General features: G+C 71.1%; 15 protein-coding genes, 3 tRNA genes and 1 pseudogene. 7 read left to right on the top strand and 12 right to left on the bottom strand.

Annotated features, from left to right (window positions below; translation table 11 throughout):
- The first annotated feature begins 34 nt into the window (after positions 1–34).
- The 4 genes from ACMCNO_RS25880 (at position 35) to ACMCNO_RS25895 (ending at position 4,002) form a co-directional block, all read left to right on the top strand.
- Positions 35–1,054, top strand: a complete 1,020-nt coding sequence (locus tag ACMCNO_RS25880; protein WP_412752045.1) for a phosphatidylinositol-specific phospholipase C — start codon at positions 35–37, stop codon at positions 1,052–1,054.
- A gap of 107 nt (positions 1,055–1,161) precedes the next feature.
- Positions 1,162–2,721, top strand: a complete 1,560-nt coding sequence (locus ACMCNO_RS25885) for a ferric reductase-like transmembrane domain-containing protein (protein WP_412752046.1) — start codon at positions 1,162–1,164, stop codon at positions 2,719–2,721.
- A gap of 11 nt (positions 2,722–2,732) precedes the next feature.
- Positions 2,733–3,236 carry an FMN-binding protein gene (locus tag ACMCNO_RS25890; RefSeq protein ID WP_412752047.1) on the top strand — a complete coding sequence of 168 codons (504 nt, stop codon included), beginning with the start codon at positions 2,733–2,735 and terminating at the stop codon, positions 3,234–3,236.
- Positions 3,237–3,267: 31 nt separating this feature from the next.
- Complete coding sequence (locus ACMCNO_RS25895; RefSeq protein WP_412753813.1) at positions 3,268–4,002, top strand: FAD:protein FMN transferase; 735 nt, start codon at positions 3,268–3,270, stop codon at positions 4,000–4,002.
- A 185-nt stretch (positions 4,003–4,187) separates the two neighbouring features.
- Here ACMCNO_RS25895 and ACMCNO_RS25900 read toward each other — a convergent pair whose 3' ends face one another.
- On the bottom strand, positions 4,188–4,340 hold the full coding sequence (locus tag ACMCNO_RS25900) for a hypothetical protein (RefSeq protein ID WP_412752048.1): 153 nt from the start codon (positions 4,338–4,340) through the stop codon (positions 4,188–4,190).
- Between the two features lie 14 nt (positions 4,341–4,354).
- On the bottom strand, positions 4,355–4,681 hold the full coding sequence (locus tag ACMCNO_RS25905; protein WP_412752049.1) for a hypothetical protein: 327 nt from the start codon (positions 4,679–4,681) through the stop codon (positions 4,355–4,357).
- 453 nt (positions 4,682–5,134) lie between these two features.
- Between ACMCNO_RS25905 and ACMCNO_RS25910 the strand changes: the two genes are divergently transcribed.
- The 3 genes from ACMCNO_RS25910 (at position 5,135) to ACMCNO_RS25920 (ending at position 5,406) form a co-directional block, all read left to right on the top strand.
- Positions 5,135–5,207, top strand: a tRNA-Gly gene (locus tag ACMCNO_RS25910).
- A gap of 37 nt (positions 5,208–5,244) precedes the next feature.
- Positions 5,245–5,315, top strand: a tRNA-Cys gene (locus ACMCNO_RS25915).
- Between the two features lie 16 nt (positions 5,316–5,331).
- A tRNA-Val gene (locus ACMCNO_RS25920) sits at positions 5,332–5,406 on the top strand.
- Between the two features lie 102 nt (positions 5,407–5,508).
- Here ACMCNO_RS25920 and ACMCNO_RS25925 read toward each other — a convergent pair.
- From ACMCNO_RS25925 to ACMCNO_RS25970, 10 genes and pseudogenes are all read right to left on the bottom strand, one after another.
- Positions 5,509–7,023 (bottom strand): LacI family DNA-binding transcriptional regulator, encoded by a 1,515-nt coding sequence (locus ACMCNO_RS25925; RefSeq protein WP_412752050.1) that lies wholly within the window; start codon positions 7,021–7,023, stop codon positions 5,509–5,511.
- A 17-nt stretch (positions 7,024–7,040) separates the two neighbouring features.
- The gene (locus tag ACMCNO_RS25930) at positions 7,041–7,373 is read right to left on the bottom strand and encodes a helix-turn-helix domain-containing protein (protein ID WP_412752051.1); all 333 of its coding nucleotides are present in this window, start codon (positions 7,371–7,373) and stop codon (positions 7,041–7,043) included.
- A gap of 59 nt (positions 7,374–7,432) precedes the next feature.
- Entirely contained in the window at positions 7,433–9,223 is a 1,791-nt protein-coding gene (locus ACMCNO_RS25935; protein WP_412752052.1) for a replication initiator, read from the bottom strand.
- The gene (locus tag ACMCNO_RS25940; protein WP_412752053.1) at positions 9,220–10,206 is read right to left on the bottom strand and encodes a hypothetical protein; all 987 of its coding nucleotides are present in this window, start codon (positions 10,204–10,206) and stop codon (positions 9,220–9,222) included. The genes ACMCNO_RS25935 and ACMCNO_RS25940 overlap by 4 nt, the downstream gene beginning before the upstream one ends.
- A complete protein-coding gene (locus tag ACMCNO_RS25945) occupies positions 10,203–10,520 on the bottom strand; it encodes a hypothetical protein (protein ID WP_412752054.1) in 318 nt (105 codons plus the stop codon). Before ACMCNO_RS25945 ends, ACMCNO_RS25940 begins: the two co-directional genes overlap by 4 nt.
- 374 nt (positions 10,521–10,894) lie before the next feature.
- Positions 10,895–11,191: pseudogene (locus tag ACMCNO_RS25950) on the bottom strand (hypothetical protein); the annotation flags it as partial.
- A complete protein-coding gene (locus ACMCNO_RS25955) occupies positions 11,188–12,036 on the bottom strand; it encodes a hypothetical protein (protein WP_412752055.1) in 849 nt (282 codons plus the stop codon). The gene ACMCNO_RS25955 and the pseudogene ACMCNO_RS25950, both read right to left, overlap by 4 nt.
- A 134-nt stretch (positions 12,037–12,170) precedes the next feature.
- Positions 12,171–12,551: a hypothetical protein gene (locus ACMCNO_RS25960; RefSeq protein WP_412752056.1), complete on the bottom strand. Its 381-nt coding sequence runs from the start codon at positions 12,549–12,551 to the stop codon at positions 12,171–12,173.
- A gap of 72 nt (positions 12,552–12,623) precedes the next feature.
- On the bottom strand, positions 12,624–13,520 hold the full coding sequence (locus ACMCNO_RS25965) for an FtsK/SpoIIIE domain-containing protein (RefSeq protein ID WP_412752057.1): 897 nt from the start codon (positions 13,518–13,520) through the stop codon (positions 12,624–12,626).
- Between the two features lies 1 nt (position 13,521).
- A complete protein-coding gene (locus tag ACMCNO_RS25970) occupies positions 13,522–13,770 on the bottom strand; it encodes a hypothetical protein (RefSeq protein WP_412752058.1) in 249 nt (82 codons plus the stop codon).
- Positions 13,771–13,772: the final 2 nt, after the last annotated feature.

Raw genomic sequence — 13,772 nt, forward strand, 5'->3', positions numbered from 1 at the left:
CCCGCCGTACCCTCAGATCGATATCTTTCCATGCATGAAGCGTGCCCTCGCGATCCTCACGCTGATCACGACGCTGGTCGCGGCGCCCCGCCCCGCCTCGGCCGCCACCCGCGCCGCCGACCCGTCCTACCGGACGTTGAGCGCGGCCCACCACCCGGACTGGATGCGCACCGTGCCGGACGCGACCAGCCTGGCCACCCTGTCGCTGCCCGGCACCCACGACACGATGGCCATCCACGGCGGCGGCCCGACCCAGACCCAGGAGGACTTCGGCGACAGCGGCGGCACCCTCACCGCCCAGCTCGCCGCCGGCCTCCGCATGATCGACATCCGGGCGCGGGTGAACGGCGGAAACACGTTCACGATCCACCACGGCGCGGTGTACCAGAACGCGAACTTCGACGACGTGCTCGACAGACTCGCCGCTTTCCTCAGCGCGCACCCGACCGAAACCGTGGTGATGCGGCTGAAGCAGGAATGCACCGGCGAACTCGGCTCGTGCACCGACGTGCCCGGCCAGCTGAGCTTCCCGGACATCTTCGACCTGTACGCGGCGAAACGTCCCGATCTGTTCTGGCAGCCCGCGGTCCAGCGTGGCAGCGCCGCGGCAACCCCTGCCCTTGGGGCGATCCGCGGCAAACTCGTCCTCGCGGTGCTGCACGGCGCGTTCGGTGGACCAATCGAGCATTACGGACTGACCCAGTTCGCGGACTGGAACGGCACCTCGACCTACGTGCAGGACAACTACAACGTCCCCAACATCGGCGCCATCGCCACGAAGCGTGATCAAGTCCGCCGGTTCCTGGACGCCACGGACACCGGCGACCCCACCAAGATGTACGTGAACTTCGCCAGCGGCGCGAGCGCGTTCGTGCAGCCCCAGTGGTGTGCGGGCGGGGCGCTGTGGGTGCAGGGGGTCAACCCGTTCCTGCTGGACTACCTCAATCAGGGCCACATCACGCACCGCACCGGAATGGTCCTGATGGACTTCCCCGGCGGCGGCCTCATCGACAGGCTGATCAGCTTCAACCCGGGTTTTTCCGCTTCCGCTTGAGCCTTCCCGGCGCCCGCTGCGTACCAAACCCCGACGGCCGCCGGTCGTCACGTCGCCGCCGGGGGGTGGCAGACGCGAGACGACGACTGCTGAGCGGGTGAGAGGCGATGGCGCGGGCGCAGGGTGACGTCGCCGGCCGACAAGGGCCGGGGGCGTTCCAGACCTTCGAAGACCAGCGCAGCCGTCGCCCCGAGCCGGTGGCGACCGCCCGCTTCCTGGCTCGGACCCAGAGCCAGCAGCGACCGGAATACGCCCGCGGCGACATCATCGTCGAGGCGCCCACCGACCCCAGCGGCTGGCGCGGCACCGAGGCGGGCCCGGCCGTACCGTTTGACGACCGGCCCCCGGCCGAGAGCGTCTCCGGCAACCGGCTGCTCACGGTCATCCTGTTCTTCGCCGGGCTCGGCACCAGCGTCGCGCTGTGGGTGTTCGACACCCAGGCCGGCGCGGTCAACGACACCGCCACCCTGATGATGGCGGTCGGCCGGGTCACCGGCCTGATCGGCGGCTACCTGCTCTTCGTCCAGCTGCTGATGATGAGCCGGGTGTCCTGGCTGGAGGAGTGGGTCGGCGCCCGGGACCTGCTGCGCTGGCACCGCTGGCTGGGCACCTCACTGGTGGTCGCGGTGCTGGCACACATCGTGTTCATCGTCTTCGGGTACGCCAAGACCGCGCAGGCCGGCGTCGTGCAGCAGGGCATCGACATCATCACCACGCTGCCCGACATGATCAGCGCCACGGTCGCCACCGTCCTGCTCGTGGTGATCAGCCTGCTGTCGATCCGCGCCGCCCGCACCAAACTGCCGTACGAGCTGTGGCACCTCACCCACCTCGCCGCGTACCTCGTGCTGCTGCTCGGCTACGGCCACCAGGTCGCCACCGGCGCCGACCTCAGCGGCCGGTACGCGAAAATCTTCTGGCCCGGCCTCGGCGCGCTGGTCATCGCCGCACTGATCTGGGGCCGCCTGGTCGAGCCGGTGTGGCTCAACGTGCGGCACCGCTTCGCGGTCGCCGAAGTGGTACGCGAGGGCGCCAACACGTTCTCGATCTACATCGACGGCAAGAACCTGGACCGGCTGCCCGCCCAGGCCGGGCAGTTCATGCGCTGGCGCTTCCTGACCCGCAACGGCTGGTGGCAGTCCCACCCGTTCTCGCTGTCGGCCGCGCCCAACTCCGAATGGCTGCGGCTCACGGTCACCGTGGCGGGCGGGCACACCGCGCGGCTCGCCGAGCTGGAGCCCGGCACCCCGGTGTGGGCCGAAGGCCCGTTCGGCACGTTCACCGCCCAGCACCGCACCCGGCGGCGGGCCCTGCTCATCGCGGGCGGCAGCGGCATCGCCCCGATCCGGGCGCTGCTGGAGGACATGCCGCCGGACACGATCGTCATCTACCGGGCCAGCCGCCCCGACGAGCTGGTGTTCCGCGAGGAGCTGGAGGACCTGGCCGAGCGGCGCGACGCCTGGGTCCGCTACATCGTCGGCTCCCGCTCCGACGCCGGCCCGCGGCGGCTGTTCACCCCGGAAGGGATGCTCGGCCTCGTGCCCGACGTCAACCGCCGGGACGTGTACCTGTGCGGCCCGCCCGGACTCGTGGGTGCGGCCGTGAACACCCTGCGCCAGCTCGACGTACCCGACAGCCAGATGCACCTCGACCCCTTCGAGTTCTGACGGAGACACCGATGCGACGTAGTACCGCAGCAGCCGTGGGCACCCTGACCGGCGCCGCCCTCATCATCGGCGTACGGCTCAGCGTGTCCGCGCCCGTAGTGACCGCCGCACCCCCCGCCGTCGACGTGGCCAACAACGACCTGGGCCCCGACCCCGAGCCGTCGAAGTCGTCCGGCAAGAAGAAGGAGAAGGAGGAGAACGGCGACGACAACTCGGGCACCGCGGGCGGGGGCAGCGGCCTCACCGACGGCACCTACAAGGGCAAGCCCGTCCGCAACCCGTATGGGACCGTGCAGGTCAGCATCAGGGTCACCGACGGCAAGATCGCCAAGGTCGCCGCCACGTTCCCGACCACGGGCGAGAGCGCCACCATCAACCCGGCCGCCGTGCCCCAGCTCAAGGAGCAGACCCTCAAGGCGCAGAGCGCCGACATCGACGCCGTCTCCGGCGCCACCGTCACCAGCAAGTCGTACGTGGAGTCGCTGCAGGCCGCCCTGGACGAGGCGAACGCGTAGGGTCGGACGGGTGCGGCACGTCGAACACGTCATGGGCACCGTGGTCAGCATCGAGCTGGCCGACCGGCTGCCCGCCGACCGGCTCACCGCGCTGATCGGCGAGATGTGCGCCTGGCTGCACGAGGTCGACCGCCGGTTCACCACGTACTCGGACGACAGCGAGGTCATGCGGCTGCGCCGCGGCGAGATCACCGCGGACGACGCCTCCCCCGACCTGCGGCACGTGCTGGGCGCCTGCGCCGACCTGTGGCGCGAGACCGACGGCTGGTTCGACGCGTACGCCGCCGGGCCGCTCGACCCGTCCGGCTACGTCAAAGGCTGGTCGATCGAGGTGGCCTCGGCGCGCCTGGCCGAGGCGGGCAGCGTCAACCACTGCCTCAACGCGGGCGGCGACATCCGGATGCGCGGCCACAAGGCCGACGGCCGGCCCTGGCGGGTCGGCGTCCGCCACCCCTGGGAGGCGGACAAGCTGAGCTGGGTGCTGGAACTCACGGACGGGGCGGTGGCCACCTCCGGCACGTACGAGCGGGGCGCGCACGTGTTCAATCCGCGTACCCGGCAGGCCGCGCAGGGCCTGCGCGCGGTGACCGTGACCGGTCCCGACCTGGCCCTGGCCGACGCGTACGCCACCGCGGCCCTCGCCATGGGTGAGCCCGGCATCGGCTGGCTCGGCAAACTCGCCGCCGACGGGTACGAGTCCGCCGCGGTGACCGACGACGGCCGCGCGTTCCGGACCGCGGGCCTGCCCGCCGTGGACAGCGCGTAGGCGCCCCATCGCCTGCCTCGTCAGCAACCCGCGCGCCATCGCCCGCGGTCGTCAGAGATCCGCCCGCGGGAACAGCGCCCGCAGCGGGTGCCAGTGCCCCGGATCCACCTGCCCGAGGCCGCGGACGACGACGGGATCCAGCGAGACCAGACCGGCCCGCACAGCTCAGCGTGGCCTGAGCGGCGCTACCGGGTCTCGTTCCGTTCGTGGTCGGACTCGCCATCTGTCCCTCGGGTAGACACGGCCAGGTCGGTGGCCCACAGCTCGGGCACCTCGTCGGTGTCCACGTGCACGACGACGCGGGCGACCTGCTCCATGCGCCGGGCGAAGAACTGCACCGGCAGGGCCCGGCTCAGGGGGCCGGTGGGCTGCAGGGTGATCCGCGACGAGGCCCCCGCCCTACCGATCCACCCGGTACGTCACCGCGCCCACCCGGCCCAGCATGTGGACTTTCCCGGAACTCCGCCGTACGGATCTCGTCGAACACGCTGAAGCCGTGCCGCTCCCCCCAGCAGGCGCAGCGTGCCTGATAGTCGTCGAAGCCGACGCGGAGCCAGGCGCCACTCGACGGTGGCAGCGCCAGTCCCTCGGGGGCGAACGTCGCCGTGCGCCACCGCGACAGCCCCACGAAGCCGAAGTGCTGGCAGAAGGAAGGGCGAAACGGGTACAAAACGCTCACCGGGCATCCTTGGTCGCGCAGCTGGCGCAGGAGCCGCTCCAGTGCACGCAGCAGGCCACGACGCCGCGCGGAGGACGGCCCCCGCCATGTCGTGCACCAAGCCACGTACGTTCTGCCGCATCGGGAAGGCGGCCGCCCCGGCGAGCGTCTCCCCGCCCTCCTCCGCGACCAGGCTGACCGCGGAGCGGTAGAACCGCGTACGTTTCAGATCGTCGTCCGATCCCGGCGGCGACTGGAAGGCGTACGCCCGCAGCGGCCACATCGTGTGCGTCCGCCCCCTCCGCGCTGATCTGTCGGATCTCCATGCCGCCATCCCACGCCATTTCCGAGGCTGCCCAGGTCAGAGCGCCGCGGACGCAAGCCGCGACGCGCCGGGGGACCCCGGTTTGGCAACCCACGGGGCAACCGGCTAAAGTTCCTATCCGTCACCGGGGAACACCACCGGAGCGACAAGCGGACGTAGCGCAGCTGGTAGCGCATCACCTTGCCAAGGTGAGGGTCGCGGGTTCGAATCCCGTCGTCCGCTCGGAGAGGCTTCCACAGGTAACGTGCGGGGCCCACTCGGTGGAGTGGCCGAGAGGCGAGGCAACGGCCTGCAAAGCCGTGTACACGGGTTCAAATCCCGTCTCCACCTCGGCAAGTTGTGACCGGGGCGATTGGCGCAGCGGGAGCGCGCTTCCTTGACACGGAAGAGGTCACTGGTTCGATCCCAGTATCGCCCACCACGCACTTTTGCAGGTCAGAACGGGTTTCGCTCCTTCGGGACGAGGCCCGTTTCTCGTTCTCCGGGGCCCTTGGGAGAAACCTGGGAGAAGATCTTGCCGGGGTCATGTCGGCTCCTCCCCCAACAGCCGGTCCAGCACCGGCACCGGTGATCGCGGGCTCAGCTCCCGCCGGGCCGCCAAAGCCTCGGCCCACGCCCCGGTCAGCCCGTCGAGCAGCCGAGCCGTCATGCCCGAGGTGACGTGCGCGTAGCGGGCCTGCACCGAGCCGTCCTCGTGACCCATCTGGGCATCCATCAGCGTGGCCGGCGTGCCCAGCTCCACCATGAGCGTCTTGTACGAATGCCGCAGCCCATGCGGGGTCAGCCCGTCGGCGATCGGCAACCAGCACGCGTCCGCCTGCGCCAGCGCGCCGCGGCCCCGGATCGGCACGCCCGGCCACGGCTCCCCCACGATCGGCACCGGACGGACCGGGTTTGGCGCCTTGCGCGGATAGCGGCCGGTGACCGCCGGCTGGAACAGCCAGGTGGCGAAGCCGTTGCGCCGCCAGTGCGGGGCGAGCGTCCCGGCCGGGGCGCCCTTGACGTAGCCCAGCTCGGCGATCGCCGCCAGGACCCGCGCCCGGGTCGCGTCGGTGACCACCGCCCGGTCGTTGAGCACCGCCGACACCGTGCCCACGCCGACCCCGGCCCGTTGGGCGACATCGGCCAGCCGGGGACCGGTCTGCCCGGCCGAGCCGTTGACCGAGCGGTGCCCGCGGAACACGTACCGCAGGTCGTGGCAGGAGCACGGGCCTGGCCGGGTCCGGGCGAGGTGGTCGCGCAGCAGCTCGACCAGCCACGGCGGGGCGATAATGTCGCGCCGCGACTCGTCCTTCGGCGGGCAGCGGTGCAGCTGGCCGTTGTCCAGCTCGTACAGTTGCCACTCCACCCGGATCCCGCCCTCGCGCACGTACTTGGTCTCCAGGCCTACCAGCTCGCCCCAGCGCAGCCCGGTGAAGCCCATCGTCACGACGGCCATGAACTCGTCGTCGCGGCCGGACAGCAGGGCGGCCCGCTCGGCGATCAGCAGGATCCCCAGCGCTGTCGTGATCGCCTTCTCGGCGCCCCGGTGCGCGGAGCGGCCGGTGCGTTTGCCCCGGCCGCGCCGCTTGGCCGCCGGGTTCGCGACCACCCGCCCCTCCTCCATCGCATCGGCCAGGATGAGGTGCAGCAGGGCGCGCCACGACCGCAGGCTGGCGTCCGCGTAGCCCCGCTTGCGTTCCGCGCGTTGCCACGCAGCGACCGCGTCCCGGGTGATCTCGGTCAGGAACTGACCTTCGAACGTGGGCAGCAGGTGTTCCTCCAGCCTGCGCCGGTAGTTCTGCATCGTGGACGCGGCCAGGTCCTGGCGCTCGTACCAGAGGTTGGCGTACTCGCCGAACGTGACCCGGCCCGTCGGCAACCGCACCGCCGCTCCGGCGCGCACCTTCGCCTCCGCATCGTCGGCGGCCTGCTCGGCCTCCCGCCTGGTGCGGAACCGGACCGGCCGGCCGTCAGCGTCGCAGACGGTCGGGTACTTGCCTGGGCCGGCCTTGTAGCGGCCCCTCCAGTAGTCGCCGCGCTTCTCGGCGAACCCCACGGCGTTCCTCCCTTCCTCTATGCAGCGGTGTTGCGGGATGTGGTGTCGCGGACGCGACGTGGTGGGCGTGCCCGCAGGCGAGCGACCGGCGCGTCGTCGCTGCCCGGCGTCCGCCGGGACTCGGGAACAGCAACGATCGTCGGCTCCTGCTCGGCGGTCGGGCGCACCTCGAACAGGCGCACGATCGCGGCGATGTGCTCCTCGGTGAACAGGTAGCTGCCGCCGATCCAGCAGAACGGGATCCGGCGACGGCGGGCCTGCTCTTTGATCCACCATTCCGAGCAGCGCAGCAGCCGCGCGACCTCGGCGGGCCGGTAGTACGGACCGTGCGCTGCACTCGCCTCCCCCATGGATGCGGCGCTCCTTCCTCTTGCTGTGCGCCAAGGTCGGCTTGACGTCTTACGGCCGTTCAGACGGCCACAGTGGTCAGGTACTCGCGGGCAGTCGCCTGGTGGTCGCGGGCCAGTGCGGCGGACGTGTTTGCGAGCATCGCGTCAGCAGGGGTCTTCCAACCGGCGCCGACGAAGGCCAGGAAGTTCACGACCAACGTGGTCGGCTCAGTGGAGTTCGCCGGGTCCTGTTCAGGACCGCTGCTCTGAGCCCGGCGGAACACGATCCGCTGCTCACGGAGCAGCGCGAAGGTGATGGAGTAGCGGCGGCTTTTGGTGAGGAAGTGGCCGCCGAAGCCGAGCATGTGCGCCCAGCGGCGCAGCCGGAAGTAGGGGATCAGCCGCAGCAGATCATCCGGGTCACGACGCTCGGCGTCGGCCTCGGCCACTTCTGCCGCCGCGCAGGTCGGGCAGCCCTCGTAGCGGGTGGTGTTGCCGCAGGCGCGGCAGGTCCACGGTCCGTAGAACGGCCTGGTCGGTGGGGTGACTGGAAGGCGGCCGCCCAGCGGGCCAGGGTGCCAGCGGGCGACGCGGAAGTGCCCCAGCCGCCAGCATGCGTCGACGAGGCGTTCGACGTGGGTGCCGTCTGGGTCGGCGTACACGGCGATGGTGTCTTCGGTGAGCCGGTTGGAGGCGTGGCCGGTGATCTCGGTGGACTTGGTGGCGTACTTCGCCAGGTACGCGGCGACCTGGGCGTCGGTGACCTCACCCTCGGCCGCAACCGTGATGACCTTCGTGAGGACCTGCTCGCCCCAGGCGATGCGCCAGCCGTGCAGGTTGGCGGGGTGCGGGTCGGTGGTGAACCGGACCGTGCGGGCAGCATTGTCGACGGCGTCGACCAAGTCCTGCGCGTCCAGCCCGGGTGGGGGCGGCAGGATCTCGTCGGGCTTGGCGGGGTGGTAGCCGTCGAGGCGGATGATGACGTGGAAATGCACGCTACCGCGGCGTTGCATCTCGGCGGCCTTACCGAACGACAGCCGCACCGGCGCCACCCAGCGCACCTTCTTCCCGCAGGCCACCGGGTAGAACGGAAGGCCGCGCGCGCGGCAGACGCGGCGGATGTACCGGTTGATCGCGATGGTGGTGCGCCGCCACAGTTCCCCCGCCATCAGGTTCCACACGGCCTGGGCGTCGTGGTCGTAGCAGTCCAGGCACAACGGCGTGCCCAGCCGGTGATCGTCGCTGTCGTGGCGAGCGAAACACGCCAGCCGGACCCCGTGCGGGCAGGTGGTGGCGTCGCGGCGGGCGTGGCACGGCTCCGGGCGGCAGTCGCAATCCTTCCGCTTCGTGCAGGTGTGCCGGCGCACCACCCGGGTGTGCACCTCCCCGAACGAGGGGGCGGTGAACGTGGGAAACACAGCCGGATGCATGGCGACCTGGTCGGAGACGCCCTTGCCGCCGACGAGCCCGGCGCGGACAACGTGATACGCGTCGTGGTGGTACACCTTCGAGCACGACGGGCACACGTTCTCGCGACGGTTGCCGCACGGCTTGTAGATCACGCCGTCGGGCATGTCCGCCGTGGACCGTTCGGCCAGGATCCGGCCGGTTGCCGCCTCGACCGTGGCCATGGTTCCGGCCAGCCGGACCGGGCGGGTGCAGGCCGCCGCGGTCTTCACGTGAGCGAGCCAGGCCGGGTAGTCGGGGCGGGCCGCACGGGCGATGGCCTGCTGCCGCACATCGGCGGACCGGGCCATCCAGTGCAGCCGCATCCCCAGCGCGCCGCCGAGGATCGTGGGGGTGGCCTCGGCGCAGGGGGCCGCCCCCGAAGCGGATGCTTCGGGGACGACGTTCAACGACGAGACAGTCACCGGCTGGCCTTCGCAGGCGTGCCGTTGACGGACGGGATCGGGTTGGTCGGGTTGTCCGGGCCGAGGCCGAGCACGGCCAGGGCCTGTGCTGCCTGTTCGGAGGTCACCTTGAGGCGGACTGCCAGCTGCCCGGGCGTGATCGGTGTGCCGTGCTCGGTGCGGTACTGCCGTGCGGTTTCGCGGGCCCGGTTCAGCAGCTCCGGCGCCACGATCGGCGGGGTGGGCAGGGCGGGCTCCAGCGCGGCGACGTTGTCGGTGGCGGGAGCGGCCAGCCTCGGTGCCGAGGGTGTGCCGGTGGTGCTGGGTCGGGGACGCGGGGTGCGGGCAGTGTCGCGCAGCGCGGTCGCTGATCCGGTCGGGCCGGTGGCGTCGGCCCCGGCGATCCGGGTGGCGACGACAGCCGGGGACGGCACCGAGATCGGTGCCGGCACCGGTTCGGGTTCCCGGGTCGGGTCCGCCGCGGACGGAGCGAAGCTGTCTGCGGTGGACGTGGGGGTGATGGGGGTCGGGGCCGGCCCGACGGCGATGTCGGGACCGGCCGGAACGGACGGGGACTCGGGTATGGCGTGTTGGTGTTGGCGGGTGGCGAGGATCGCGCCGGTGGCCATCACCATGAGCCCGTCGACAGCGAGCGGGCCGAGCACACACACCAGGGGTTCTTCGCCGTAGTAGGCGAGGAGTCCGGACAGGTGCCGGTAGGAGACCAGCGCGGCGACCGCACCGACGGGGAGCATGCCCGCCCAGCGCAGGAGCCACCACACCCGACCGGTGGGCCAGGCGACCCGGGTCAGGATCTCGGTAGCGACGAACACCGCGACCGGCCAGAACACGGCGCCGAGCACGGCACCCGGTTTCGGGGACCAGCCGCTGTCTACGCCCATCGGTGGGACGTAGGAGTGGGCGATGTTCGCCGCCATCGACACGAGTCCACCGAGGGCGGCACCGAGGTACGCCCACCGCCGACCCGACACGCCCGCTGTCATCGCGTGACCTGGGTGGATGCCAGGTACAGGTCGATGACCGTGGCGATCGCGAACGGTTCGTCGGCGTAGACCACGACCTCACCGTCACCGGTGTACCGGTCCGGGAGAGCGATCTCCACGGCCCCAGGAAGGTAGCGAACCCTCAACGCCCCGACCGTGACCACGCAGTCACCGTCGTAGCTGACGTCCATGTCGGGCACGGTGGTGGTCAGCCAGTTCGCCAGGACGCTCGCGCCGAACCGGCGCCGGTCGATCGGTCGGGTCGGGAACGGGGCGGGGTCGTGAGCAACCTTCGCCAACGGGTTGGGGTTCATCGGGTGGTGTCCTTTCCGGCGTGGTCGAACAGGGTCGGTACGCGGTCGGGACACGGCGAGGGCAGAGCCGCCTGCCTGACCGCTGCCCGCAAGCGGGTAGTGATTGGCTTGTGCAGGTCGGCGAACTGGTCAGGAGTGAGGAGGGCGACAGCTTCCCGGTCCTCGCCACGCCGCCGCAGGAGCAGCGGACGCACGGTGGCGTTCGTGGGACAGTCGAGGACCCCGTCGGGGTAGCGGAAGCCGCAGCCCGGACACCGCGACGCGGCCGGGCTACCAGGGTGATGATCGGCGAAGACCCGCACGAGCGTGGCCACCGAGACGTGCAGCCCCGCCTCCAGCAGACGGCGGTCGATGGCGCCGCGGCCGGTGGTGTCGCCGTAGCGCATCTGCGCGGCCTGCCGGGAGGTACCCAGCCGGTCAGCGATCTCGGACCACGAGTACCCGTACGGTGCCTGTCGCAGCCCCGCCACCGCGAGCCGGCACATAGCGTCGACTTCCGCCGTGAGCGCGGCCAGCGCACCGAGGGCTTCGACGTCGCCGTTGGCGACCCGTCGCGCGTAGGCGCGCAGGATCCGGCGGGCGAACGCGTCGAACTGGGTGTTCTCCACCCGACGCCTCGGCCGTTTCCGCGGTTTCGGTGTCAAGGCGGGCTTGACGGTGTTCTTGCTCATCGGCCGTCACCGCCCAGCAGGACAGGATCACCGCTGACGCAGCTGTCGGCCGGCGTGCCGGGGTGCGGCACGTGGGTAGCCAACCGGCCGTCGATGACCGGGACGTGCCGCCCACAGTCCGGGCATTCCGTGATGCCGTCCTCGCCCCAGATCCTGCGGGGGATCAGCAGCTTCGCCGTCTCCGCCGTCTCGGTGTTCTTCGCATTGATGGCCCGGATGGCGTCGATGAGTTCCTCGGCCGGGGTGTCCGCCGCCTCCCGCAGCGCATGGGTGACCTGCTGCAGGGTGCGGCCCTTGGTGTCGTTGAACTCGTACGACTCCGAGCCGTCCTCGATCAGCAGGTACCGGTCCAGGTGCAGGACCGCTTCCTCGAAGTCGAGGAAGCCGGGGTTGTCGAAGTGTTGCGCCGGGGCGTCGACGGGTCCGCCGTAGCAGACCATGCCGATCGCCCCGACCAGACACGCCGGCGGCAGGAAGCTTCCGGTCGTGGCGTCGTAGTAGGCGCCCTGGATCCAGCCGTGCCGTTCCAGGTACAGCGCCGCCGACTGCAGCACCCGCCGCGCCGTGACCGGCTCCTCGCCTGTCTCGGCGTCGGTCAGTGCGTGCAGCCCGGACTCGGTGACGACGTAGCCCTCCACCGCGGTGGCCTGCCTGGCGCACCAGGCGATGAAGCCGTCGGTGGTGGGTAGCCGGTCGTGGTCGAGTTCGGTCTGCCCGTAGACCTCGGCGGCGTCGTCGGACTGACACAGATCGAAGTACCTGCGGTCAGTGCCGGTCTCGGGCCCGCCGTCGAAGCGGCGGGTGGGTTCAGGGCAGGCTCCGCCCTGCGGTTGGGTAGCGTGCATGACGCTGGCTCCTCTCCTCACGGGGTTGGGTCAGTGGTTGGGGCTGGCGGCACCGGTCTGCTTTCCAGGGCTGGTTCCGGTGTCGTCGGCTTGCCGTAGTTGGGACAGGGATGCTGGCGTGATGGCGGTGGCCATCAGTGCCAGTGCTGCACGACGGTGATGCAGCGGTGCCCGCCGACCGCGAGCGCCGTAACGGCTGCCGCGAGCAGGGGAATGGCGAGGACGCCGAGGCCCACGGCGGTCCACAGCAGCCAGCCCGCCGTCACGAGCGCGGCGAGGGCGGCGAGGCCGATGACCGCGCCGAAGCCGAGCCAGAACCGGCGGACCTTGCGGTCGCGGGCGGCGATGGCCTGCTGCCGGGTCTTCCAACGCCGGTAGGAGGCTTGCTGCTGGCGCTGCCGGGCGGCGAGCTGCGCCGGGTTCATCGGGTACGCCAGCTCGGCCGCAGTGGCCTGGTCGACGTAGTGGATGACCCGCGGCGCGGGTGGCCGGGTGGCCGGAAGTCGTCGACTCATAGCGTTGGTCTCCTTCGATAGGTGGGGGGTTCCAGCCCGGAGGGGTTCCGGGGTGGTCGGGGTGCGCCGAGGTCAGGCCGCGTCCGGGACCGACCGCAGGGCCGGGCGGTCGCCGGCGGCGACGGCGGCGCGTAGTTCGGCGGCGTAGGCGGCGCGTAGTTCGGCGGCGTAGGCGGCGATGGCGGCGCAGGTGTGGTCGTCGAGGTAGGCGACCTTGACCAGTTCGGGGGCGCCGTTCTCGGCGATCAACAGGCCGGCGCCGGGGTTGTTCGGGCTGACGATGTTCGCTGACCAGCCCTTGTTCGCCCAGCCGTGTCCGAGCACGATGTCCGACGAGCTGTCGTTGGTGCAGCGGCCGGCGAATCGCCACGCGAACAGATCCCGCAGACTGGTCGGGATGATGTCCGAGGACGGGCGTTGGGTGGCGGCGACGACGATGAGGCCGACCGCTCGGCCGCGGGCGACCAGGTCGCGCAGCAGCACGGAGAACTCTTCGCGCTGCTGCTTGGAGCCGACCGTGGCGGAGAAGTAGGCGATCTCATCGATCGCGACCAGATACGCCGTGAACACATCCTGGGGTGTGATCTTCCGGCGGTCGCAGTCCTCCAGGTAGTCGTACCGCTTGTCCATCATCTGCTGCAGCCGCTTCAACAACGCCAAAGCGGCGGCGATGTCCGGGCCGACGAACGCGTCCGCACACTTGCGCCACTGCCCCAACTCGACGCGTTTGCCGTCGAGCAGGCACAACCGGCAGTCCAACGACAGCGCCGCGTGCGCAACCACCGCGTTGAGCAGGCCGGACTTGCCGGAGCCGGGTTCGCCGCCGATCAGCATGTTGCGGTAGATCAGCGGCACCCGCTTCGGCTGCCCGAACTCGTCGATCCCGATATGCACCGGGTCGAAGATCGACAAGGTCGGGCCGACCGGCACCGTGCCGGAGGCGGTGTGCGCGACCAGGACAGGAGCCACTTCATGCCTCCCGGTCCGGGTCGCCCGCCACCCCGCCTGCCGTACCTGCCTCGTCGGAGGCGAGCGCGTCGCGCAGGGTCAACAGGTTGAGCAGCCCCGTCTTGCCGGCACCCGGCATGCCGCCGATCAGCACGTTGCGGTGGACCAGCCGGACGGTGGCGTCGTCCAGGTGCGGAGCCTGCACGAGCGCGGTGTCGTCGGGTGTGGCCAGCAGGCCCTTGCCTGGCTTCCAGGTGTTCGGGTCGTCCATGC

Source organism: Krasilnikovia sp. M28-CT-15 (assembly GCF_047159595.1).
In the GTDB taxonomy this organism is placed as follows: Bacteria; Actinomycetota; Actinomycetes; order Mycobacteriales; family Micromonosporaceae; genus Actinoplanes.

What these genes read in the sequence shown, in the direction of transcription:
- ACMCNO_RS25880 (WP_412752045.1), top strand. Translation starts at nt 35, where the DNA reads ATGAAGCGTGCCCTCGCGATCCTCACGCTGATCACGACGCTGGTCGCG.
- ACMCNO_RS25885 (WP_412752046.1), top strand. Translation starts at nt 1,162, where the DNA reads ATGGCGCGGGCGCAGGGTGACGTCGCCGGCCGACAAGGGCCGGGGGCG.
- ACMCNO_RS25890 (WP_412752047.1), top strand. Translation starts at nt 2,733, where the DNA reads ATGCGACGTAGTACCGCAGCAGCCGTGGGCACCCTGACCGGCGCCGCC.
- ACMCNO_RS25895 (WP_412753813.1), top strand. Translation starts at nt 3,268, where the DNA reads ATGGGCACCGTGGTCAGCATCGAGCTGGCCGACCGGCTGCCCGCCGAC.
- ACMCNO_RS25930 (WP_412752051.1), bottom strand. Translation starts at nt 7,373, where the DNA reads ATGGGGGAGGCGAGTGCAGCGCACGGTCCGTACTACCGGCCCGCCGAG.
- ACMCNO_RS25940 (WP_412752053.1), bottom strand. Translation starts at nt 10,206, where the DNA reads ATGACAGCGGGCGTGTCGGGTCGGCGGTGGGCGTACCTCGGTGCCGCC.
- ACMCNO_RS25945 (WP_412752054.1), bottom strand. Translation starts at nt 10,520, where the DNA reads ATGAACCCCAACCCGTTGGCGAAGGTTGCTCACGACCCCGCCCCGTTC.
- ACMCNO_RS25955 (WP_412752055.1), bottom strand. Translation starts at nt 12,036, where the DNA reads ATGCACGCTACCCAACCGCAGGGCGGAGCCTGCCCTGAACCCACCCGC.
- ACMCNO_RS25960 (WP_412752056.1), bottom strand. Translation starts at nt 12,551, where the DNA reads ATGAGTCGACGACTTCCGGCCACCCGGCCACCCGCGCCGCGGGTCATC.
- ACMCNO_RS25970 (WP_412752058.1), bottom strand. Translation starts at nt 13,770, where the DNA reads ATGGACGACCCGAACACCTGGAAGCCAGGCAAGGGCCTGCTGGCCACA.